The sequence below is a fragment of the Streptomyces sp. NPDC050121 genome, assembly GCF_044460385.1.
Lineage (GTDB): Bacteria > Actinomycetota > Actinomycetes > Streptomycetales > Streptomycetaceae > Streptomyces > Streptomyces soliscabiei.
Genome location: NZ_JBITJV010000013.1, coordinates 68,152 through 90,468 on the forward strand (window position 1 = coordinate 68,152; position 22,317 = coordinate 90,468).

At 72.5% G+C, this 22,317-nt stretch carries 15 protein-coding genes; 7 read left to right on the forward strand and 8 right to left on the reverse strand.

What is annotated here, in order from left to right:
• Window positions 1–305: 305 nt before the first annotated feature.
• On the forward strand, window positions 306–2,360 hold the full coding sequence (locus ACIBTS_RS21120; RefSeq protein ID WP_399321398.1) for a ricin-type beta-trefoil lectin domain protein: 2,055 nt from the start codon (window positions 306–308) through the stop codon (window positions 2,358–2,360).
• An 11-nt stretch (window positions 2,361–2,371) separates the two neighbouring features.
• Here ACIBTS_RS21120 and ACIBTS_RS21125 read toward each other — a convergent pair whose 3' ends face one another.
• Both ACIBTS_RS21125 and ACIBTS_RS21130 read right to left on the reverse strand, forming a co-directional pair.
• Entirely contained in the window at window positions 2,372–3,628 is a 1,257-nt protein-coding gene (locus ACIBTS_RS21125; RefSeq protein WP_399321399.1) for an SLC13 family permease, read from the reverse strand.
• A gap of 115 nt (window positions 3,629–3,743) precedes the next feature.
• The gene (locus tag ACIBTS_RS21130) at window positions 3,744–6,116 is read right to left on the reverse strand and encodes a SpoIIE family protein phosphatase (RefSeq protein ID WP_399321202.1); all 2,373 of its coding nucleotides are present in this window, start codon (window positions 6,114–6,116) and stop codon (window positions 3,744–3,746) included.
• A 293-nt stretch (window positions 6,117–6,409) separates the two neighbouring features.
• On the opposite strand from ACIBTS_RS21130, the gene ACIBTS_RS21135 reads away from it, so the two are divergent.
• Window positions 6,410–9,490 carry a glycoside hydrolase family 2 TIM barrel-domain containing protein gene (locus tag ACIBTS_RS21135; protein WP_399321203.1) on the forward strand — a complete coding sequence of 1,027 codons (3,081 nt, stop codon included), beginning with the start codon at window positions 6,410–6,412 and terminating at the stop codon, window positions 9,488–9,490.
• 82 nt (window positions 9,491–9,572) lie between these two features.
• Here ACIBTS_RS21135 and ACIBTS_RS21140 read toward each other — a convergent pair whose 3' ends face one another.
• On the reverse strand, window positions 9,573–10,139 hold the full coding sequence (locus ACIBTS_RS21140) for a cysteine hydrolase family protein (protein ID WP_399321205.1): 567 nt from the start codon (window positions 10,137–10,139) through the stop codon (window positions 9,573–9,575).
• Between the two features lie 211 nt (window positions 10,140–10,350).
• On the opposite strand from ACIBTS_RS21140, the gene ACIBTS_RS21145 reads away from it, so the two are divergent.
• The 4 genes from ACIBTS_RS21145 (at window position 10,351) to ACIBTS_RS21160 (ending at window position 15,352) form a co-directional block, all read left to right on the forward strand.
• The gene (locus ACIBTS_RS21145; protein ID WP_399321207.1) at window positions 10,351–12,591 is read left to right on the forward strand and encodes a glycoside hydrolase family 9 protein; all 2,241 of its coding nucleotides are present in this window, start codon (window positions 10,351–10,353) and stop codon (window positions 12,589–12,591) included.
• Window positions 12,592–12,713: 122 nt separating this feature from the next.
• The gene (locus ACIBTS_RS21150) at window positions 12,714–12,959 is read left to right on the forward strand and encodes a hypothetical protein (protein WP_399321209.1); all 246 of its coding nucleotides are present in this window, start codon (window positions 12,714–12,716) and stop codon (window positions 12,957–12,959) included.
• Between the two features lie 3 nt (window positions 12,960–12,962).
• The gene (locus ACIBTS_RS21155; RefSeq protein WP_319674145.1) at window positions 12,963–13,340 is read left to right on the forward strand and encodes a toxin Doc; all 378 of its coding nucleotides are present in this window, start codon (window positions 12,963–12,965) and stop codon (window positions 13,338–13,340) included.
• Between the two features lie 377 nt (window positions 13,341–13,717).
• Entirely contained in the window at window positions 13,718–15,352 is a 1,635-nt protein-coding gene (locus tag ACIBTS_RS21160) for a ricin-type beta-trefoil lectin domain protein (RefSeq protein WP_399321210.1), read from the forward strand.
• A gap of 379 nt (window positions 15,353–15,731) precedes the next feature.
• Here ACIBTS_RS21160 and ACIBTS_RS21165 read toward each other — a convergent pair whose 3' ends face one another.
• The gene (locus ACIBTS_RS21165; protein WP_319674143.1) at window positions 15,732–16,901 is read right to left on the reverse strand and encodes a lactate 2-monooxygenase; all 1,170 of its coding nucleotides are present in this window, start codon (window positions 16,899–16,901) and stop codon (window positions 15,732–15,734) included.
• A 111-nt stretch (window positions 16,902–17,012) separates the two neighbouring features.
• Complete coding sequence (locus ACIBTS_RS21170; protein ID WP_399321211.1) at window positions 17,013–17,606, reverse strand: hypothetical protein; 594 nt, start codon at window positions 17,604–17,606, stop codon at window positions 17,013–17,015.
• Between the two features lie 357 nt (window positions 17,607–17,963).
• Here ACIBTS_RS21170 and ACIBTS_RS21175 point away from each other — a divergent pair, with 357 nt between their 5' ends.
• Window positions 17,964–18,398 carry a protease inhibitor gene (locus tag ACIBTS_RS21175; RefSeq protein ID WP_399321213.1) on the forward strand — a complete coding sequence of 145 codons (435 nt, stop codon included), beginning with the start codon at window positions 17,964–17,966 and terminating at the stop codon, window positions 18,396–18,398.
• 292 nt (window positions 18,399–18,690) lie between these two features.
• Here ACIBTS_RS21175 and ACIBTS_RS21180 read toward each other — a convergent pair whose 3' ends face one another.
• The 3 genes from ACIBTS_RS21180 to ACIBTS_RS21190 all read right to left on the reverse strand — a co-directional run bounded on the left by ACIBTS_RS21180 (window position 18,691) and on the right by ACIBTS_RS21190 (window position 22,309).
• Window positions 18,691–19,506 (reverse strand): class I SAM-dependent methyltransferase, encoded by an 816-nt coding sequence (locus ACIBTS_RS21180; RefSeq protein WP_399321401.1) that lies wholly within the window; start codon window positions 19,504–19,506, stop codon window positions 18,691–18,693.
• A gap of 153 nt (window positions 19,507–19,659) precedes the next feature.
• Window positions 19,660–20,661, reverse strand: a complete 1,002-nt coding sequence (locus tag ACIBTS_RS21185) for a Ppx/GppA family phosphatase (protein ID WP_319677451.1) — start codon at window positions 20,659–20,661, stop codon at window positions 19,660–19,662.
• A 145-nt stretch (window positions 20,662–20,806) separates the two neighbouring features.
• Entirely contained in the window at window positions 20,807–22,309 is a 1,503-nt protein-coding gene (locus ACIBTS_RS21190; protein WP_399321215.1) for an MFS transporter, read from the reverse strand.
• Between the last annotated feature and the right edge of the window lie 8 nt (window positions 22,310–22,317).

Consider the following 22,317-nt stretch of genomic DNA (forward strand, 5'->3'; position numbering starts at 1 on the left):
GGCACCTCGAAGACATCTCCCATCCGGGATTGACGTTTCGTCAAAATTATTCATGTCGCACGCATGCACGAAACCGCGAGATCTCTTGTTCCTCCTGGTCCGGCTGTGCGAAGGTGTGCCTTGTCGGCGCACGGACAACGTTCTCCACTGCGCGCGAGGCGCCTCCCGTTCTCTTTCCCCCACGCTTCAAAAGAGCTGTCCCCACGGACGTCAGGGGTGCCGAATCCTGTGCTGGTGGACCTCGCCTCGTGGGCGGGGTCGCATACCGGATGGTATGGACTTTACGCCGCATGTCCCCGGAAGGAATGCAGACCGTGAACGACGCAGGCCTGTCGAATTCCCCTTCGGCGCGCCGCTACGAGGCGACGGACGAACAGCTGAGCGCGGAGCTGAAGAAATGGACGGGGGCGACGCCCGCGCCGCATCCCGTCGGCGAGCTGCTGGACCGGCACTGGGAGGCCGCCTTCGCCTACGCACGGCTGTGCACCGACGGGGAGCGCGCGGCCGGCATGCTCACCACGGCCGCCTTCACCCGGCTCTTCGGCGAGACCCTGCGGCAGAACGGGCCGACGGCCGCCTGGCGCCCCCATCTGCTGGTCACCGTGCGCCGCATCGCCGCCGAGTGGGACGCCGACGGCCGCCGCGACCTGCTGCATCCCGCACTGCGCTCCGAGGGCGAGAACGGCGACCGCGCGGCTGCCCGGCTGCTGCCGCCCGTGCACCGGCGCATGCTGTCCCGGGCGTTCCAGCGGCTGCCGCAGTCCGCCCGCTGCCTGCTCTGGCACACCGAGGTCGAGGCCGAGCCGCTGGCCGTCCCGGCCGGTCTGCTGGGCCTGGAGGACGACGGCGCCCGCGCCGAGCTGGCCCGGGCCCGCGAGCGGCTGCGCGAGGAGTGCCTCCAGGTGCACCGCGAACTCGCCACCGACGACGAGTGCCACCGCTACCACCGGCTACTGGACGTCACCTGCCGCCGCGGCGGCGTCGATCTCGACCCCGACCTGCGCGCACACCTGGAGCAGTGCCGGCACTGCGCCCACACCGCCGACCAGTTGCGGCAGTTCGAGGGCCTGCTCGGGGCCGCGCTGGCCGAGGGGGTCCTCGGCTGGGCCGCCGCGGCCTATGTGCAGGCCCGAGTGGCCGGCGACGGCGAGAGCGCCGACCCGGTCGCGGAGCAGCTGCCCAGTTACGCGGGCGAGGCCTTCACCGACGGGAACCCGGCCCCCTCGCTGCCCGGCGGCCCGGCCGACGCCGGCGCGGACTCCCGCGCCGGAGTGCGAGCGGGCGCGTTCTCCCGACTTGGAGCGCGGACCGGCGCCTCCTCCCGCACCCGGCCCGTGCCCGGCGCCGACTCCCGTGCCGGATCGCGCCGTTCGGCCCACAAGGCGGCCCGTCGTGCCGCCCGCCGCCGCAACCTCACCGTTGCCGTCCTGACGGTGAGCGGGCTGGTCGTCCTGCCGCTCGTGGTGTGGGCCGCCATCGGCTCCGGAGACGGAACCGCCCCGGCCGCGAACAGCGGGCCGGCCAAGACCCCGGCGCCCGGGACGGACGCGTCCGCCTCCGACCCGTCCTGGATCGACAGCGGCGAGGACGCCCAGGGCACCCTGCGCGGCCGGCTGCACAACGTCGCCTCCGGGCTGTGCATCGGCATCGTCGGAACCAAGGCCGTCAGCGGCGCCGAGACCGAAGTCGCCGCCTGCTCCTCCGCGGCCGGCCAGCAGTGGTCGTACGCACCGGACGGGCTGCTGCGCAGCGCCGCCAACGCCGACCTGTGCCTGGACTCCCGCCTCGGCTACTCGGTCCGGCTGGCCCCCTGCGCGGGCGCCTCCCAGCCCGACCCCAAGAACGTCCGGTACGACTTCACCCTCCAGGGCACGCTCGTTCCGCGCTCGGGCCAGAACCTCGCGCTGGCGCCCGCCGCCACCGACGGGTCGGGCGCCCTCGTTCTGAAGAACCGGGTGGACAGCGCGGCACAGCGCTGGGTGATCGACACCTCGCAGCCCGACCCGCAGATGCAGTTCGTCAACTGGGGTGCCGACAGCACCCCCTCCGACACCCCGGAACCGGCTTCGACGCCCAAGGCCGCAAAGCCCCCGACGCCCACGCTCGCACCGACGCCGTCCGCCACCCCGACGGCCCCGCCGTCGACGAGCCCCTCGTCGGGCTCGAACAACACGTCCTGCGCGCCCCCCAACTGGTCCTACTGCTCGTGGGGCGGCGGGCCGGGCTCCTCAGGCGGCTCCGGATACGACGGCTCGGGCTACGACGGCGGCTACGACGGGGGCTACGGCTACGGCGGAGGATACGGCGGAGGATACGGCGGCTACGGCTACGGCTCCGGGTTCGGCGGCGGGCGCCCCTGACGACCGAGTGCTCAGACGCCGACCAACCGCAGCGACGCCCACAGCGCGACGACGGCCGCGACCAGCGCGGCCGGCACCGTGAGCAGGCCGAGGCGGGTGAACTCGCCGACACCGACCCGCTGCTCACGTGCCTGGACCACGCGCCGCCACAGCAGCGTCGCCAGCGATCCCGCGTACGTCAGGTTCGGGCCGATGTTCACCCCGAGCAGCACCGCGAGCACCGCCCCGGTCCCGGCCGGGGCGGCGAGCGGCACCAGGACCAGTACCGCGGGCAGGTTGTTGATCAGGTTCGCCAGGACGGCGGCCACCGCGGCCACGGCGAGCAGGGCGAGGAGGCCCGAGCCGTCGGGCAGGGCATGCCGCAGCGCGCCGGCGAGCCCGTTGTCGACCACCGCGCGCACGATGATCCCGAGCGCCAGCACGAACGCCAGGAACCCGGGCGCGGCGGCCCGCACCACGGCGACCGGCGTCACCCGCCGCCGCACCAGCGCCCGCCCCGCCATCACCAGGGCTCCCGCGCACGCGGCCCACGCCGGTTCGATCCCGACCGCGGAGGCCACAATGAACCCGGCGAGCGTGCAGGCGACGGTGACCAGCGCGAACAGCGGCAGCTCGGGTGCCGGGCCGTCGTCGGGGGCGGGTTCGGCGGTCGGCAGGTCGTCGGCGAAGAAGCGCCGGAAGACCAGATATTCGGCGCCGACCGCGACCACCCAGGGCAGCGCCATCAGCGCGGCGAACCGGCTGAAGCTCAGCCCGCTCGCCTCGAACGCCAGCAGGTTGGTGAGGTTGGAGACCGGCAGCAGCAGCGAGGCCGTGTTCGACAGGTGCGCGGTCGCGTAGACGTGCGGTCTGGCGCGGACCCCCATGCGGGCGGCGGTGGCGAACACCACCGGCGTCAGCAGCACCACGGTCGCGTCCAGACTGAGCACGGCCGTGACCACCGAGGCCAGCACGAACACGGCGACCAGCAGGCGCCGAGGCCGCCCCGCGGCACGGCGGGCCATCCACGCCCCGCACGCCGTGAACAGTCCCTCGACGTCGCACAGATGGGCCAGCACCAGCACCGCCGCGAGGAAGCCGATCACCGGCCCGAGCCGCTCGGCCTCCGCCAGCGCGTGCCCCGGCGAGACCGCCCCGAGGGCGACCGCCACGGCCGCGGCCGGAACGGCGACGACGGCCTCCGACCGTCCGGCGGGACGCAGTACGGCCCACCCCAGAGCGGCGGCGAGCAGGACGACGGACAACGTTTCGGCGAGCGGGGCGTTCAGGGGAGTTCTCCGGGAGCAGGCGGGTGCGGTGGTGCCCGCCCATCGAACTGGTCCGGGTGTCCGTCCATGAAAACACGGGCGGGTAAAACACCCGTCAAGTGGTGTGCGGGCCCGTTCACTCCTCGTCGAACAGGCTCAGCTCCGCCCAGATCGTCTTGCCCTCGGGGGTGTGCCGACTGCCCCAGCGCTGGGTGAGCTGGGCGACCAGGAGCAGGCCCCGGCCGCCCTCGTCCCAGGTCTTCGCCCGACGCAGGTGCGGGGCGGTGTGGCTGTTGTCGGAGACCTCGCAGATCAGCGTCGCCGCGTCATGGATCAGCCGCAGCCGGATGGGGTGGGAGCCGTACCGGATGGCGTTGGTGACCAGCTCGCTCACCACCAGCTCGGTCGTGAACGACGCGTCGCTCAGTTCCCAGTCGCCGAGCTGGTGGACGACCTGTTTGCGGATCGGCGCGACCAGCGACGGGTCGGCCGGGATGTGCCAGGTCGCGACCTGGGAGGCGGGCAGGCCCCGGGTGCGCGCGAGGAGCAGCGCCACGTCGTCGGCGGTGGCGCCGCCGGGCGGGAGCAGGGAGTGCAGGATCCGGTCGCAGGTCTCGTCCAGGGAGTCCGAGTACGCCGCCAGGGCCTGGCTCAGCAGCCGGTGACCGGCGTCCACGTCCCGCTCACGGGACTCGATCAGGCCGTCGGTGTAGAAGGCGAGCACACTGCCCTCGGACAGTTCCAGCTCGACCGACTCGAACGGCAGCCCGCCCAGGCCCAGCGGGGGACCGGCGGGCAGCTCGATCCGGCGGGGCGCCCCGCCCGGCCGCAGCAGCACGGGCGGCGGGTGCCCGGCCCGCGCCAGGGTGCAGCGCCGCGACACCGGGTCGTACACCGCGTACAGGCAGGTCGCTCCGACCTCGCCCGGGTTGCCCTCGACCCCGGCCTCTTCCGACAGCCGGACGACCAGGTCGTCGAGGTGGGTGAGCAGTTCGTCGGGGGCGAGGTCGATGTCGGCGAGGGTGCGCACGGCGGTGCGCAGCCGGCCCATGGTGGCCGAGGACTGCACGCCGTGTCCGACGACGTCCCCCACGACCATGGCGACCCGCATCCCGGACAGCGGGATCACGTCGAACCAGTCGCCGCCCACCCCGGCGCGGGCGGCCGGCAGATAGCGGGAGGCGGCGTCGACGGCGGCGGTGCGCGGCAGGGTGCGTGGGAGCAGGCTGCGCTGCAGCGCGAGGGCCGTCTCACGCTCCCGGGAGTAACGGCGGGCGTTGTCGATGCAGACGGCGGCCCGGGCGGTGACCTCCTCGGCCAGCAGCATGTCGTCGGGGGTGAACGGGTCCGGCCGGCGGAACCGGGTGAGGACGGCGACGCCGAGTGTCACGCCCCGTGCCCGGATCGGCACGGACATCGTGGAGTGGATGCCGACCTCCCGCACCCGGGCGGCGCGTCTCGGGTCCCAGGCGAGCCACGCGTCCAGGCCGCCGCCCGCCACGGAGCCGACGATGGTGCGCCCCGCGACCAGCGAGTCGGCCTGCGGCGACCCGGTCGGATAGTCCTGCGCCTCTCCGGGCTTGGCCACCGCCTCCGGGCTGCCGGGGTTCACCGAGTGGTGCGCGGCGCGTCGCAGGCTCAACGGCGGGTCGAAAAGGCTCGGGGGGTCGCCGCCGTCCCGCGGGTCGAGCAGGTCGACGCTGACGAAGTCGGCGAGGGCGGGCACGCAGACCTCCGCCAGCTCCTGGGCCGTCAGGGTGACGTCGAGGGTGCTGCCGATGCGTACGCTGGCCTCGTTGACCAGCTGGAGCCGCTCGCGGGCGAGGTAGTTGTCGGTGAAGTCGTGGGCGGCCAGACACACGCCCCGCACCCGCCCGGCGGCGTCGGTGACCGGCGCCATCCGGGCCAGCCAGGCGTGCGCCCGGATCTCGCCGCCGGTCTTCGTGTACATCTGCACGTCCTGCGCCCGGCCGCTGGCGAGCACGCGCAGCATGTGCTGTTCCAGCTCCGCGCTCTGCGGCCGGCCGCCGATCTCGGAGAGCCGCAGGCCCCGGATCCGCTCCTCGGGCAGCCCGATCACCTCGCCCATCGCCTCGTTGATATGGCTGAGCCGCAGGCGTTCGTCGTAGACCGCCACGGCACAGGGCGACTGGACCAGCGCCGCGGTGGCGAGGGGGCCGTCGGGGGACTCAGGGCCGCCTCCGACCAGCGGGGTGACGACGAGCCACTGCCCCGGGTCGTCGTCCCGGGCCTCGGAGTGGTGGGCGAGCAGCCACACCCGTACCGGACGGCCGTCACGGTGGCGCAAAGTCACCGTTCCGTCCCAGCGGGGGCCGGTGGGGACGACCGCGTCGCCGGCGAGCAGTTCCGCGGCGGGCCGGCCCACGACATCGGCCGGGGACCAGCCCAACAAGGTCCGCGCGCCCTCGTTCCATCCGACGAGCGTGCCGGCGTCGTCGACCACAGCCCGGGCCGTCGCGGCCTCGTCGAACGGATACTCCGGGCTCATCTCGCCACTCCATCGCGGACACGCACACGCACAGTGAACGGACAGGACACTTCCGTCCAGCCTAGTGCGTCCGCCGCGCGCACGGACGGGAACCCCCACGGCCCGAAGAGACAGCGCTGTTCCGCCGAGGTCAAGGGGTAAAACCGGCCCATGTCATGGCAGGGAGCCCGGGGACGCATGAGGCGGGAGGACACCTCCGGGCCCCTTGACGGGCATGAGTGGCCCGTCGTCAGATTCTGTTTGTTAACGATCAGTTGTGAGTACTTCTGGTTCCTGATGAGGGAGAGCCGGCCATGACGGTCACTCGCAGATCGGTCCTTCTCGCCTCCACGGCCGCACCGGCCGCCGGAGCACTCCTCGGCCCACCGGCGCAGGCCGCCGAGGCCGCCGCGCGCACCTTGGGCCGCCGCACGGTCGCGCTGCGCGACGGCTGGCGCTTCGCGCTGGTCAACCCGGGCGGGATCACCGACCCCACCGGGCAGTACGCGGACGCCGCCGCCCCCGGCTACGACGACTCGGCCTGGCGCGAGGTCGCGGTGCCGCACGACTGGAGCATCGAGCAGACCCCGACCACGCAGAACGGCACGACCAGCGGCACCGGCTTCTTCCCCGGCGGTCTGGGCTGGTACCGCCTCGCCTTCACCCTGCCCGCCCAGGCCGGCCAGCGGATCTCGGTCGAGTTCGACGGCGTCTACATGGACTCCTCCGTCTACTGCAACGGCGCCGAGGTCGGCCACCACCCCTACGGCTACACCGGCTTCGCCTTCGACCTGACCGGCCTGCTGCACACCGACGGCGTCACCGAGAACGTGCTCGCGGTGAAGGTGCAGAACCGGCTGCCGAGCAGCCGCTGGTACTCCGGCAGCGGCATCTACCGCGAGGCCCGCCTGGTCGTCACCGAGCCCGTGCACGTCGCCCGCTGGGGCACGTACGTCACCACCCCCGAGGTCACCGGCGAACGGGCCGTCGTCCGGGTCGAGACCTCGGTGGTGAACGCGTCCGGTACGGGCGCCGACGTCGAGGTCGTCTCCAGGATCCTCGCCCCGAACGGCCGCACCGTCGCCCGTACGTCCTCCACGGTCGCCGTCGCCGACCGGGCCACCGGGATCCACGAACTCACGGTGGCCGATCCACGGCGGTGGGACTTCAAGACCCCGTACCGCTACACCCTGGAGACCGAACTGCGCGTCGCCGGGGAGCGCACCGACACCTACCGCACGCCGTTCGGCATCCGCACCTTCCGCTTCGACCCCGACGAGGGCTTCCACCTCAACGGCGCCTACACCAAGATCAAGGGCGTGGACCTCCACCACGACCTGGGCGCCCTCGGGGCCGCGGTCAGTATCGACGCCATCCGCCGCCAGATGACGATCATGAAGGCGATGGGCGTCAACGCCTTCCGCACCTCCCACAACCCGCCCTCCCCGGAGATGATCCAGGTCTGCGAGGAGCTGGGCATCGTGATGCTGGTGGAGGCCTTCGACTGCTGGAAGACGGGCAAGACCCGGTACGACTACGGGCGGTTCTTCGACGAGTGGTGCGAGCGGGACGCCACCGAGATGGTGCTCGCGGCCCGCAACTCGCCCGCCGTCCTGCTGTGGTCCATCGGCAACGAGATCACCGACTCCACCTCCACCGCCGGTCTCGCCATGGCGGACCGCATCATCGCCGCGATCCGCGCGGTGGACGACACCCGGCCGCTCATCATCGGCTCGGACAAGTACCGCAATCCGCCCGCCAAGGGCTCCGCCGCCGACCTGATGCTCGCCAAGCTGGACGGCCTGGGCCTGAACTACAACACCGCCAAGTCCGTGGACGCCCTGCACGCCACCTACCCGCACCTGTTCCTCTTCGAGTCCGAGTCGTCCTCGCAGACCTCGACCCGCGGCGCCTACCAGGAGCCCGAGCACCTCAACACCGGCGAGAACCACACCCCCGGCAAGCGGGCCACCTCGTCCTACGACAACAACCTCGCCTCCTGGACGATGAGCGGCGAGTACGGGCACAAGAAGGACCGCGACCGGAAGTGGTTCATGGGTCAGTTCCTGTGGTCCGGCATCGACTACATCGGCGAGCCCACGCCGTACAACGTCTTCCCGGTGAAGGCCTCCTTCTTCGGCGCGGTCGACACGGCCGGCTTCCCGAAGGACATGTACCACCTCTTCCGCAGCCAGTGGGTCGAGGAGCCCATGGTCCATCTGGTGCCGATGACCTGGAACCACGAGGCCGGCGACACGGTCGAGGTATGGGCGTACTCCAACGTCGACACGGTGGAGCTGTACCTCAACGGAAAGTCCCTGGGCGTACGGAAGTTCGACACGAAGAGGACCCTCGACGGCCGCACCTACCTGGAGACCACCGAGGCCCCCGGCGACGACAAGACCTTCACCACCGGCCCCTACCCCGGCAGTTACACCAGCCCGAACGGCAGCGCGGGCAAGCTGCACCTGACGTGGAAGGTGCCCTACGCGCCGGGCGAGTTGAAGGCGGTGGCCCGCCGGGGCGGCAGGACGATCGCCACCGATGTGCTGCGCACGGCCGGCGCCCCGCACGCCGTACGGCTCACCGCGGACCGCACATCCCTTCCGGCGGACGGCCGTTCCCTGGTCTTCGTCACCGCCGACGTGGTCGACGCGCGGGGCACCGTCGTGCCCGACGCCGAGCATCTCATCTCCTTCCAGGTGGCCGGCGGTTCCCTCGCCGGACTCGACAACGGGCGGGAGGAGAGCGCCGAGCGCTACCAGGCCAGCACCCGCACCGCCTTCCACGGGAAGGCCCTCGCCATCGTGCGCTCCGGCACCGGGGCGGGCGCTCTGAAGGTGACCGCACGCGTGGACGGCCTGCGCAAGGGCACCGCCACCGTGCGCACCACACACGCCCGCTCGGCAGCGGCCACCCCGGCCGCGGCCTTCGCCCCCGAGCACCCGGAGCCCCTGACCTACCCGTACGCGGACGCCAGTTACTCCGGCCGCCCGGACACCCTGCCCGCCGCGCTGCTGGACGGCGACCCGGCCACCGGCTGGTCCAACGCCTTCGCCAAGGCCGCCACCGCCCTGCTGCCCGCCTTCGGCGGGGCCCGGCCGAGGGACTGGGTGGCGGTGGACTACGGGCGCACCCGGGACTTCGACCGGGCGGAAGTGTCCTTCACCGTCGACGCCACGCACAGCCTGCCCGCGTCGATCGAGGCCGAAATCTGGGACGGCGCGCGGTACGTGCCCGTCACCGGGGCGGCCGTCGACTGGGCCACCGCCTCGGACGCGCCCACGGCGCTCACCTTCGACCCGGTCCGCGGCTCCAGGCTGCGGCTGAAGCTGACCAGCGGTGCACCCGGCACGGTCCAGGGGGCGGTCCGCATCAGCAGGCTGGAGGCATGAGCGGCTGACCGGAGGGCCGCCTCGGATCCTTCGGTGCTCGGGCGCCACCGCACCCGAGCACCGCCTTTTTGGCGGCCCCGCCTCAGCCCGCGTCGGCCGCCTCGAACGACACCTTCGCCGTGTCCACCGTGCCCGCGCTGCGACCGGGTGCGCTCTGCCCGGCCCAGTACAGGTTGGTGTGGGCTATCACCTGCTCCGGCGCGGGTGCGCCGTACGGGGTGAGGTCCTCCGTGGTGTGCGCGTCGGCGACCAGCGTCACGTCGTATCCCCGCACGAGGGCGCCGTGCAGTGTCGAGCGGATGCACGCGTCGGTCTGCGCCCCCGTGACGACGACCCGGCCCACCCCGCGCTCGGCCAGTACCGCCTCGAGTTCGGTCTCCTCGAAGGAGTCCTGGTAGCTCTTGTGGACGAGGGGCTCGCTGTCGAGGCGGACCAGCTCCTCGACGTACTCCCAGCTCTCGCTGCCGCGCACGAGGTCGTCGTCGGAGTGCTGCACCCAGATGACCGGCACCTCCTGCGCGCGCGCCGCGTCGACCAGGGTGTCGATGTTCGCGATCACCTCCTCGCGCCGGGGCGCGCCCGCCACCACGCCGTTCTGGACGTCGATGACCAGCAGTGCGGTGTGGGGCCGGTCGGCGAGGGTCGTCATGGATACCTCCTGTGAGTCGACCTGTCGGTCCACGGACGACCCACACTAGAACCCACCACTGACAACGGCCCCGAGGACTTCTCGCGCTCATCTCGTCCGGACCGTTGACGGGGTGTCATGAATCCAACAAGCATGTCTTCCGACCCCTCCCTGGGAGCGCTCCCATACGCACCTCGTGGGAAGCGTCCCGCATCTCCCCGAGGAGCTGGACGTGAAACGACGCAGAACCGCCCTGCTGTCCCTCGCGGCCCTGCTGGGCGCGGCGCTCACCGCGCTGCCCGTGCAGCAGGCCGGCGCCGACGAGGTCGAGCAGGTCAGGAACGGCGGCTTCGACACGAGCGCCGACCCGTGGTGGACCAGCAACGTCACCGCCGGCCTCACCGACGGCAAGCTGTGCGCGGACGTGCCGGGCGGCACCGTCAACCGCTGGGACTCCGCCGTCGGCCAGAACGCGATCACCCTGGTGAAGGGGTCGTCGTACCGGTTCTCCTTCAGCGCCTCCGGGGTGCCCGAGGGGCATGTGGTGCGGGCGATCGTGGGCCTCGGCGTGTCCCCGTACGACACCTGGTACGAGGCGACCCCGGTGCTCAGCGCGTCGGGGGACTCGTACTCCTACACGTTCACCTCGCCGGTCGACAGCGCCCAGGGGCAGGTCGCCTTCCAGGTCGGCGGGAGCGCCGAGCCCTGGCGGTTCTGTCTGGACGACGTGTCGCTGCTGGGCGGGGTGCCGCCGGAGGTGTACGAGCCCGACACCGGGCCACGCGTGCGCGTCAACCAGGTCGCCTATCTGCCCGCCGGGCCGAAGAACGCCACCCTGGTCACCGACGCCACCGCGAAGCTGCCCTGGCAGCTGAAGAACAGCGCCGGGGCGACGGTCGCGCACGGCTGGAGCGTGCCGCGCGGCCTCGACGTGTCCTCCGGGCAGCACGTCCACTCCATCGACTTCGGGGCCTACCGCAAGCGCGGCGCCGGCTTCACCCTGGTCGCCGACGGCGAGACCAGCCGCCCGTTCGACATCGGCGGCGCCGCCTATCAACGGCTGGGCCTGGACGCGGTGAAGTACTACTACACGCAGCGCAGCGGCATCGCGATCCGCGACGACCTCCGCCCCGGCTACGGCAGGCCGGCCGGCCATGTCGGCGTGGCCCCCAACAAGGGCGACCTCGACGTCCCCTGCCAGCCGGGTGTGTGCGACTACAGCCTCGACGTCACCGGCGGCTGGTACGACGCCGGCGACCACGGCAAGTACGTCGTCAACGGAGGCATCGCGACCTGGGAGCTGCTGAGCACCTACGAACGCTCCCTCCTCGCCCGTACCGGACACCCGGCCCGGCTCGGCGACGGCGCCCTCGCCCTCCCCGAGAGCGGCAACAAGGTGCCCGACATCCTCGACGAGGCCCGCTGGGAGCTCGACTTCCTGCTGAGGATGCAGGTGCCGGACGGGCCGCCCCTCGCGGGCATGGCCCACCACAAGGTGCACGACGCGCAGTGGACGGGCCTGCCGCTGCTGCCGAACGACGACCCGCAGCAGCGCGAACTGCACCCGCCGACCACCACGGCGACCCTCAACCTGGCCGCGACGGCCGCCCAGGCGGCCCGTCTGTACCGGCCCTATGACAAGGCGTTCGCGGCGAAGGCGCTGACGGCCGCGCGCAAGGCCTTCGCTGCGGCCCTCGCCCATCCGAATGTCTACGCCGACCCCAATGACGGCACCGGCGGCGGCGCCTACAACGACGACAACGCGACCGACGAGTTCTACTGGGCGGCCGCCGAGCTGTATCTCACCACGGGGGAGAAGCAGTTCGCCGACCAGGTGCTCACCTCCCCGCTGCACACCGCCGACCTCTTCCTCCCCTACGGCTTCGACTGGTCCCGCACCGCCGCCGCCGGGCGCCTCGACCTGGCGACCGTCCCGAACAAGCTCCCCGGCCTCGACAGGGTGCGTCGCTCGGTGGTGCGGGGCGCCGACACGTACCTCGCCACGCTCGCGTCACAGCCGTACGGCATGCCCTACGCGCCCGACGGCAACCGCTACGACTGGGGCTCCAGCCACCAGGTCCTCAACAACGCCGTGGTCATCGCCACCGCCTACGACATCACAGGCGCCTCGAAGTACCGTGACGCGGCGGTTCAGAGCATGGACTACGTCCTCGGCCGCAACGCGCTGAACCTGTCGTACGTCACCGGCTACGGGGAGGTCAACTCCCATCACCAGCACAGCCGTTGGTACGCCCACCAGCTCGATGCGAGCCTTCCGCAACCCCCGGCGGGGACCCTCGCGGGCGGCCCGAACTCGAGCATTCAGGACCCCTACGCGCAGAGCAAGCTCCAGGGGTGCGTGGGTCAGTTCTGCTACATCGACGACATCCAGTCCTGGTCGACGAACGAGACCGCGATCAACTGGAACGCGGCGCTGGCCCGTATGGCGTCCTTCGTGGCAGATCAGGGATAGGCGCGAATCCGGTCAGGATCGTGCAGGGTCGGACAGGGGATGGACACCCTCCGGTACCGCGTGGTCATTGGTTTGACCTGGGGATATTTACGAGTAAGTACCCGCGCGGTACCGTGAAGGGCATGCCAGCCCTCAATGTGGAATTCAGCGATCGCGAGCTGGAGGACCTGCGGCAGATCGCCAAGGAACGCGGCACGTCGATGAAGGCACTCGTACGGGAGGCCGCCGCGGCCGACATCGCCCGGCACCGGGCGCTCCAGGAGGGCGCGGAGGCGTTCCGTACGTTCTTCGCGTCCCATGCCGACGAGTTCGCGGCCGCCTTCCCCGATGACGAACGCTCCACCAGGGGCGAGGGGCGGGTCGCCTGACCGATGACAGCCGTCATCCACATCGACGTGCCCTGGCTGCTCCAGCGCCACGAAGAGGTCCTGCCCGAGCAGCCCACCGTCAACGACTTCTCGGCGCTGGTCGCCGCCGTCGCCCGGCACCGGGTCGATCCGCCCAAGCTCGGCGTGGACTCCGACCCCGCCTGGCGGGCCGCCGCGCTGCTGCACACGCTCACCCTGCTCAAGCCCCTGCCCTCGGCCAACGCCCGCTTCGCCTGCGCGACGGCGGTGGCGTACATGTTCACCAGCGGGGTGGGCATCGATCCGCCCTACGGGGCGCTCGTCGACCTCGCCCGCGATCTGATCGACGGCAAGACCGACGTCTACGGCGCGGCGGACCGGCTGCGCTCCTGGCAGATATAGCCGCTCACGGAGCGGTGGGCCGCCGGCCGAGGGCGGGAGGAGCAGGGCCGGCGGCCGTTTCGCGCAGGAGTGCCGCCGTCCTGCGCGGGGCCTTCCGAGGAGTGGCCGGGTTTCAGCCAACTACGCGGCCCGATGGGCCGGGAGCGTGCGCGTCGCTCTGCTGCGTGTGCGTGTTTCACACGGGGCGCATGGCATTGCTTATCGACATTCTTTCAACAAAGGGCAGCTTCAGCTGCCGCCTTGTTGTGCGCGACTTAGTTGTGCAAAGGTGAACCACCCGTGCGGGGGGTCATGGCCGGGTCCCCTGCGTTCGTCGGCGGAGGCGAATTCGCGCTCCCTGCCGCACCGAACAGGTACGTACCAAAGGAATTCGCTCAGTGCCCACCGCTCAGCCTCCTCTTCCGCCCTACCCTCCGCCGGGCGGGGGCCCAGGAGAATCCGACGAGTCCCTCGCCGCCGGGATACGCGGCGGCGCGGACAGCGAGGTCGCCCAGTCCACCGCCCTGCTGATCGCCCGGCACTGGCGACCGGTGCAGGAGTACGCGGTCATCTGCCTCGCCTCCTCCGGGAGCGTCGCGTCCATGATCACCGCGGCCGCCTTCCACCAGGTCTTCGACCGGCTCAAACTGGGCGAGCCCGGCACCGCGCTGCGTCCCCGACTGCTGGTGACCGTGCGGGACATGGCCCGGCTGTGGTCCGCCGACGAGGGGCTGTCCGGCGTCCTGCCGGTGCTGCGCAAGCCGGCCGGGGCCCGGGGCATGCGGAGCGCGAAGTCCATGACGCCGGAGAACCGGGTGCTGGCGGAACGCTCGTTCCAGGGCCTGCCCGCGGTCGCCCGTTGCGTCCTGTGGCACGTGGAGGTCGAGGCCGAGCAGATCACCGTCGCCGCCGGGCTGCTCGGCATGGACACCGACACCGTGTCCGCGGCCCTCGAACAGGCCCGGGACAAGCTCCGCGAGGGCGTCGTCCGCGCCCACCGGGAACTCGCGCCGAACAAGGACTGCCGGTTCTACAACCGGCTCCTCGACGGCCCCATCCGCCGCGGCGGCGACCTGCTGCCCGACGTGCGCCAGCACCTCGACGCCTGCCGGTACTGCCGTTCCGCCGCCGAACAGCTCGGCCACTTCGAGAACGCCCTCGGCGTGCTGCTCGCCGAGGCGGTGCTCGGCTGGGGCGCCCGCCGCTACCACGACACCCGGCCCGGCCGCAGCAAGCAGCAGACCGTGCGCCTCAAGGGCTCCGCCCGGCACCGCGGCGGCGGCACCCGCGGCCGACGCGGCAACCTGCTCTCGCGCATCCCCTCGCCCCGCCGCCGGGAGTCCGGGGCGGGGCGGTCGCCGCGCGCGCTGTTCACCGGCGTCGGACTGGCCTCGGCCGGCCTGCTGACCACCCTGCTCGCGGCCGGCATGTGGTCGGACAGCGGCGGCGCCGACCCGGCCGCCTCCACCAGCGGCAGCGCCCCCGGCACCGACTCGCAGGCCACCACCGCCTCGCCCACGGCCCCGGGCACCGCCCAACTGCCCAGCGCACCACGGCAGACGAGGCTGCGCAACGCCGCGTCCGACCTGTGCTTGGACGTCCGGGGCCAGGCCGAGGCGGGCGCCGCCGTCGAACTCGCGGACTGCTCGTTGGACGGCACACAGCAGTGGTCCTACAGCGACGACGGGCAGCTGCGCAGCGCGGCCCACCCCGAGCTGTGCGTGGACTCCCACGCGGACGCCGGCGTGGTCATCCTCGGCGCGTGCGCGGACGCCGAGAACTCCCGGGGCGAGGACGTCCGCTACGACCTCACCGTGCAGGGCGAGTTGCTGCCCCGCTGGGACGACGCGCTCGCCCTCGCGACGGCCGGCGCGGAGCCGGGCGCCGACGTCGTCGTGAAGGTCCGCGACCACTCCACCGGCCAGCGCTGGCTGACCGACGTCGCCACCGCCACCCCTGGTTCCCTCGCGGTCACCGGCACGGACGCACCTCCGTCGGCCCAGCCGGTCGACCTCTCGGACGGAACCGCCTGAGGGCCGCCCCCCGCCAGGGCCTGTCCGGCGGGTCAAGTCGCAGGAAAGCAGCGGTGCCTGATCGATGCAGGTGAGCGGGGGAGGGCGTGCCATCCCCCGCGTCTGCGGCATGATCCGCCGGACAGGCCCTAGGCGGGGTGCGCTGCCCACGGGCCGCCGGCGAGCCGGTCGCCCAACGGCACCGCGGTCGAAGGCCCTGGGGGAGTGCCGCCGGGGCCCGGCCCGCGAGCCCGGCCGATCCGCGCGTCAGGCGTCGGCCCTCGAGCGGCGGCCGGTCGGCGCGCGGTGTCGAGGTGAGCGATGGCTGCGCGGGGCACGACGACCTGCCACGCGCGGGGTGCCCGGCCGACCTGCGCCCGGCCGACAGACTCCGCCAGGGCTATCCGGCGTCCTCGACGAGGTCCGCCGGGCCGACCGTCGCCGGGGTGGCGTGGCCGGACAGAGCCATGGTGAGGTCGAACTCGGCGAGCAGGCAGCGGATCACGTGCTCGACGCCCGGCTGTCCGTCCAGGCCCAGCCCGTAGACGTAGGGCCGACCCAGCAGGACCGCCCGCGCGCCGAGGGCGAGTGCCTTGAAGACGTCGTCGCCGGTACGCACCCCGCTGTCGAACAGCACGGTCAGCCGGTCGCCGACCGCCCGCGCCACCCCGGGCAGCGCGTCGGCGGCGGCGACCGAACCGGCCACCTGCCGACCCCCGTGGTTGGAGACCACCACCCCGTCCATCCCGGCGTCGGCGGCGAGCCGGGCGTCGTCCGGGTGCAGGACGCCCTTGAGGACGATCGGTCCGTCCCAGTTCTCCCGCAGGAACGCCAGGTCCGGCCAGGTCTTTCCGGGGTCCGCGAACAGGCTGACGAAGTGCAGCACGGCCGCGTTCGGGTCCTCGTGCACCGGCTTGGCCAGGCCCGCGCGGAAGGCCGGGTCGGTGAAGTGGTTGGCGGTGCCGACGCCGTGCAGGAACGGCAGGTAGGCCTGGTCGAGGTCGCGCGGCCGCCATGCCAGCAGCGGGGTGTCCAGGGTGACGACGAGCACGGTGTATCCGCTCGCCCTCGCCCGGCCGAGGAGACTCCGCGTCACCTCCCGGTCCTTGGACCAGTACAGCTGGAACCAGCGCTCGGCGTCGCCCATCGCCTCGGCCACCTGCTCGATCGGCGTGCTGGACGCCGACGACAGGATGTACGGCACTCCCAGCGCGGCCGCGGCCCGGGCCGCCGCCGACTCCGCCTCCGGGTGCATGATCGACAGCACGCCGACCGGGGCCAGGGCCAGCGGGGCGGGCAGTGAGCGGCCCAGCACCTCGACCGACAGATCGCGTTCGTGCACGTCCCGCAGCATGCGCGGCACGATCCGGCGGCGCTCCAGAGCCGCGCGGTTCGCCCGCGCAGTGCTGCCGTTCCCCGCGCTGCCCGCCACATAGCCGACCGGACCGGGCCCCAGCCGCTGCTCGGTGAGCTCCTCCAGCCGGGTCAGATCGGTGGGCAGCCGGGGGACCGCGCCCGTCATCCCGTTGAGGTAGATCTCGTACTGGAAGTCCGCCCAGTGCTTGGCCATCCGTCCGTGCCGCCTCTCGTCGTCCCGTGGTCGAGCGTGCGTAGCAGGGCGACGATACCGGTGGGTAGGTTCGGGGCGGTGAGGGCCTGTCCCGGGACCTCCCACTCGTCCTTATTCGGCGTCATGAGCGGGCGGATCCGCCACCCCCTTGTCCTCCTGGGCGGTGTCCTGCTCCGTGTCCTGATCTGCGTCCGGTCCCTGGGCGCGCACCCGTTGGACGTGTTCGAGGGAGTCCCGCAGTTCGGTCAGCCAGTCGTCGGTGTGCCGCTGGACCAGCCTGACGCACCAGGCGAGGGCGTCGCTGCGACTGCGGGCCACGCCCGCGGCGATCAGCGTGTCGAGGACCTGGCGCTCGGGCTGCCGCAGCCGGGTCATGACCGGCGCGGCCACATGGGTGAACAGGGCGCGCTCCCCGTCGCACACCACACCCCAGGACACCTTCCGCCGGAAGCGGTGCTCGGCGTCGCGGGCCACGGCCATCCGGGTTTCGCGGGTGCGCTCCCGGAACTCCTGGATCCGGGCGGAGACGGCAGCCTCCCGCTCGGCGGCCGGGGCGTCCTCGGTCAGCCGGGGTGCGGGGACGCGGCCGATCACGGTGATCTCCTCGCGGTCGACCGTCACCTCGGTCAGTTCCTCGAAGAGGTCGTCGGGCAGCCGGCCCGCGAACCAGCCCCTCAGCTTCTCTCTCTGCTCTGTCGTAATCATGTAATCACCATTACTCCGCAGGCAGGTGAACACAAGGGATCGCCCAGGAGTCCGCCGAGAGCGGAATGGGGGGAGGGGCGGGGTGGGCCGGGGGCCGGAGCGGAATGTTTCAGGCCGATTAACGAAGCTATGAAAACCGGTCATCGAGCGGACCGAAGGGATCATGAAGCGCTTGCTTCCGGCGTTGGACCGTTCAAATTCCGTGACTTCACGCCACTGATTCAATACGCAAGGTTACTGAAACCGATGGGGTCGAGGTGATATTCGGCGGCGGACTCGGCAGACTCGCGCTCGCCGCGTCCGGCACCGACCGAGTCGGACCGGCACACCCCCGAATCGAGCGGAAGGATGCACACAATGCGGAACACCGCGCGCTGGGCAGCGACCCTCGGCCTCACGGCCGCCACCGTCTGCGGATCCCTCACCGGATCCGCGCTCGCCGCCCCGGCCGCAGCGCCGACCTCCCTCTACGCCCCGTCGGCCCTCGTGCTGACCCTGGGCCACGGAGGCAGCGCCGCCACCGTCGACGCGGCCAGGGCCGTGACCCTGAGCTGCGCACCGACCCCCTCCGGCACCCACCCCGCCGCCGCCCTCGCCTGCGCCGAACTGCGCGCCGCCGACGGCGACTTCGACGCCCTGGCGGCCCCGGGCGACGCCAAGTGCACCAAGCAGTACGACCCGGTGGTCGTCACCGTCGACGGCGTCTGGCAGGGCAAGCGCGTCTCCTACGAGCGCACCTTCGCCAACGCCTGCGTGAAGAACGCTGCCGGGAGCAGCCTCTTCACCTTCTGAGACCGGGATCGGGTGGCCCCCCGTGGACGCCGAGAGAGGCTCGTGACGTGGGGAGTGCGAGCCCCTGACACGGGACCACGCGATCCCGCACCCGGAGGCCGGACGGGCGGAGTGGGGCCGCCCGCCGGCCTCCGGGCTCATGTGGCGATGCACGGGCCGACAGGTCGACACGCCTGACAGGCGACCTGCTGCGGCGCCCGGCCGCGGTCGCCCAGGTCGAGCCCGAGGACAAGGCGAACACGCCGTCCGTCACACCTGGAATCGATCACCCAGGGAACCGGGAGAGCCGCTTCTAGTGGCGGACCGCCGAGATCAGTCCGCCGGGCCGTTCCTCGCCCTGTGGCGGGGTGTTGATCGGGCGGCCGTAGGCGGCGGCGCGTTCGCGCAGGGTGTGGCCGGTGGCCTCCCAGCCGTGCCCGGCCAGCCAGCCCACCGGGTCGTCGGGCATCTCCGAGACCCACAGGGACGCCGCCGATCCCGGCACGGCGTCCGCGCCGAAGCGCTCGATCACCCCGCGCGAGCCCAACGTCAGCCCCATCCGACTGCCTGCCGCCGACTGCGCGCCGATCCGGGCCAGCAGCAACTCCACCGCGTCCTCGGGCAGATAGATCAGCAGTCCCTCGGCGATCCACACGGTCGGCGCCGCCGGGTCGTGCCCTGCGGCGGCCAGCGCGCCCGGCCAGTCCTCACGCAGATCCACCGCGACGGTGATCCGCTCGCAGCGTGCGACGGCCCGCTCCCGGCGCAGCACCGAAGCCTTGAAGTCCAGTGGCGCGGCGGTGTCGACCTCGAACAGCCGGGTGCCCTCGGGCCAGTCCATCCGGAAGGCCCGGCTGTCCATGCCGGCGCCGAGCAGCACGACCTGCCGGATTCCGGACGCGGAGGCCTGCCGCAACAGGTCGTCGAGGAACTTCGTCCGGATGACGATGGAGAACGCCACGCCCAGCCGGCGACGTCGCGCGGCCTCGTCACCCGGCGGCGGCGGCGAGGAGGGCCCCAGGCCGCCGGCGGTGGCGAAGGCCTGTGCCAGTGGGTCGCGGAACAACGCGTTCTCCCGCTCGGTCTCCTGCGCCCGCACCCTGGCCACCCCCACCGCCGTGGCCCACACTCCCGACGGCCGCACCCGCTCCTGCTCCTCAGTCACCGCGCCAGCCTAGATGACCGATTCCAAGGGGGCCGCTGAGTCGGCCAGGTTCGTGCGCGGCCGCCGGTCATCCATATCCGTCACACCATCGGTCACGTCGCTCGACGAGTCAGGTGCTCAGTGTTTTGCCAGGCGCAGGGGGAGCGGATCCGGGGGCGCGTCCTCGTCGGGGAGCCGGGTGAGGTCCGCCCACCAGGACGGGCCGTCCTCCAGGTGGCGCAGCATGACGCCCTCGCGGATCGCCCACGGGCAGACGGTGACCGCGGTCAGCCCGGTCAGCTTCATCGCCGTGTGCCCGACCACCGCACCGGCCAGACTCTGTGCGGCGCGCGGCGCGGAGATGCCGGGTAACCGGGCGCGTTCGGCGGTGGACAGCGCGGCCAGCGTGTCGACGGCCTCGCCCAGGTCGCGGCGGCGCAGGGTGCGGTCCATGAAGGGGCCGTGCCGTCCGGGCGGCGCCCCGCACAGCCGGCCCAGCTGCTGGAACGTGCGGGAGGTGGCCACCGCCGTGCGCGGACCCTCCCAGCGGATCCGGGCGGCCACGTCCCTGAGCTGGTGGCGGATCCTGCGCCGGACCGCGCGGACGAGCTCCGGGGGCGGCGGGTCGTGGTCCGCGAAGAAGTCGTGAGTGAGGCGGCCCGCGCCGAGCGGCAGCGAGGCGACGAAGTCCGGCAGCCGGCCCCGGCCGAAGGCCACTTCGAACGAACCGCCCCCGATGTCCAGCAGGGCGAGCGGTCCCGACCGCCAGCCCATCCAGCGGCGGGCGCCGAGGAACGTCAGCTCGGCCTCCACCTCGCCCGGCAGGGTGCTCAGCGCGACGCCGGTCCGGGCGCGTACCGCGCGCAGCACCTCGCTGCGGTTGGGGGCGGCGCGCACCACGGCGGTCGCGAAGGCCAGCGGGCCCGCCGCGCCCCACCGGTCCGCGGTCCTGACCGCCGCGGCGACGGCTCTGACGAGCCGTTCCACGGCCTCGTCGGGGATGGGGTCACCGGGCCCGACCTGCTCGGACAGTCTCAGCCGCCACTTCGCCGTGTGCACCGGCAGCGGCACCCCGCCCGCCGCGTCCGCCACCACCAGCCGCACGGTGTTCGACCCCACATCCAGCACGCTGATTCTCATGGACCGTCGAGTACCCAGGCGTAAACCTCCGGCCGCGCACCCTGTTTCGGGCGCCGGTCTCAACTTCCCCGCGCGGCACAGAGAGGCCGCCGTCCCTCGTGGACGGCGGCCCCTCTCCCCGGTGCGGCTCTGAACCGAGGACCCGTCACATGTGGATCACCGGCGCCGCGTCGGCGTCCTGCTGCGGCACCCCGCGGCGGAAGAGCAGGAACGCGATGAGCGCGCCCGCCGTGAAGAACCCGGCCGACCACCAGAAGGCGGTGGTGTAGCTCTCGATGGTCGCGTGCGCCTGGACCAGCTTGTTCGTCGGGTCCTTCCCGGCGAGGTAGTCGGTCGCGGCGCTCGCGGCGAGGGTGTTCAGCAGGGCCGTGCCGATCGAACCGCCCACCTGCTGCATGGCGTTGACAGTGGCGGAGGCCACACCCGCGTCCTCGGCGGCGACCCCGCCGGTGGCCATCTGCATGGCGGGCGGCATGACCAGACCGAGGCCGATACCGGTGATCACCAGCTGCGGCAGCACCGCGCTCAGGTAGTGGGAGCCGACGTCGATCCCGGTCAGCCAGGCCATGCCGCCCGCGGCGATCGCGAAGCCCAGCGGGATGACCGCCTTCGGGCCGAGCCGCGGGACCAGGACCGTCGCGCCGACCTGCGCCGCGACCATGAGCGCCCCGACCATCGGCAGGAACGCCACACCCGTCTTCGTCGGGCTGAAGCCGAGGTTGAGCTGCAGGTAGTAGGTGAGGAAGAGGAAGACGCCGAACATGCCCGCGCCGGAGATCAGCACGGCGAAGAAGGAGGCCGCGCGGTTGCGGTCGAGCAGGATGCGCAGCGGCAGCAGCGGGTGCGCGGCACGTGTCTGCCACCAGGTGAAGGCCGCGAGCAGCACGCCGCCCGCGATCAGGAAGCCCCAGGTCTGCGCCGAGCCCCAGTCGTGCGTCTCGGCGTTGGAGAAGCCGTACACCAGGGAGAACAGACCGGCGGCGACCAGGACGGTGCCGGGCACGTCCAGCTTGGAGTTCTCGGCGTCGCGGTGGTTGGACAGCAGCAGCCAGCCGCCCGCGAAGGCGAGGACGGCGATGGCCACGTTGACGTACAGCGTCCAGCGCCAGTCGAGCGCGTCGGTCAGGATGCCGCCGAGCAGCAGGCCCACCGCACCGCCGGCGCCGGCGATGGCGCCGTAGACGCTGAACGCCCTGGCGCGCTCCTTGGCGTCGGTGAACGTGGTGTTCAGCAGGGAGAGCGCGGCCGGTGCGAGGAGCGCGCCGAAGGCGCCCTGCAGCGCGCGGGCCGTGACGAGCATCTCGAAGTTGGTCGCGGCGCCGCCGAGTGCGGAGACGGCGGCGAAGCCGACGACGCCGACCAGGAAGGCCGTCTTACGACCGAAGAGGTCGGCTATCCGGCCGCCGAGCAGCAGCAGGGAGGCGAACGCCAGCGCGTACGCCGTGACGATCCACTGCCGGTTGCCGTCGGAGAAACCGAGGTCCGCCTGCGCGGAGGGCAGGGCGATGTTCACGATGGTGGCGTCCAGCACCACCATCAGTTGGGCCAGTGCGACGACCGCGAGGATCCACCACTTCTTGGCGGATGGTGCGGACGGCTGCTGTTCGGCACCCGTGCGGGTGCCGTCCGTCAAGGTCTTCGAGGACATGGGGAACC

Bases quoted from the DNA above. Each gene is read 5' to 3' on its own strand.
- ACIBTS_RS21120 (WP_399321398.1), top strand. From the start codon at position 306: ATGCAGACCGTGAACGACGCAGGCCTGTCGAATTCCCCTTCGGCGCGC.
- ACIBTS_RS21130 (WP_399321202.1), bottom strand. From the start codon at position 6,116: ATGAGCCCGGAGTATCCGTTCGACGAGGCCGCGACGGCCCGGGCTGTG.
- ACIBTS_RS21135 (WP_399321203.1), top strand. From the start codon at position 6,410: ATGACGGTCACTCGCAGATCGGTCCTTCTCGCCTCCACGGCCGCACCG.
- ACIBTS_RS21140 (WP_399321205.1), bottom strand. From the start codon at position 10,139: ATGACGACCCTCGCCGACCGGCCCCACACCGCACTGCTGGTCATCGAC.
- ACIBTS_RS21150 (WP_399321209.1), top strand. From the start codon at position 12,714: ATGCCAGCCCTCAATGTGGAATTCAGCGATCGCGAGCTGGAGGACCTG.
- ACIBTS_RS21155 (WP_319674145.1), top strand. From the start codon at position 12,963: ATGACAGCCGTCATCCACATCGACGTGCCCTGGCTGCTCCAGCGCCAC.
- ACIBTS_RS21165 (WP_319674143.1), bottom strand. From the start codon at position 16,901: ATGGCCAAGCACTGGGCGGACTTCCAGTACGAGATCTACCTCAACGGG.
- ACIBTS_RS21170 (WP_399321211.1), bottom strand. From the start codon at position 17,606: ATGATTACGACAGAGCAGAGAGAGAAGCTGAGGGGCTGGTTCGCGGGC.
- ACIBTS_RS21175 (WP_399321213.1), top strand. From the start codon at position 17,964: ATGCGGAACACCGCGCGCTGGGCAGCGACCCTCGGCCTCACGGCCGCC.
- ACIBTS_RS21185 (WP_319677451.1), bottom strand. From the start codon at position 20,661: ATGAGAATCAGCGTGCTGGATGTGGGGTCGAACACCGTGCGGCTGGTG.
- ACIBTS_RS21190 (WP_399321215.1), bottom strand. From the start codon at position 22,309: ATGTCCTCGAAGACCTTGACGGACGGCACCCGCACGGGTGCCGAACAG.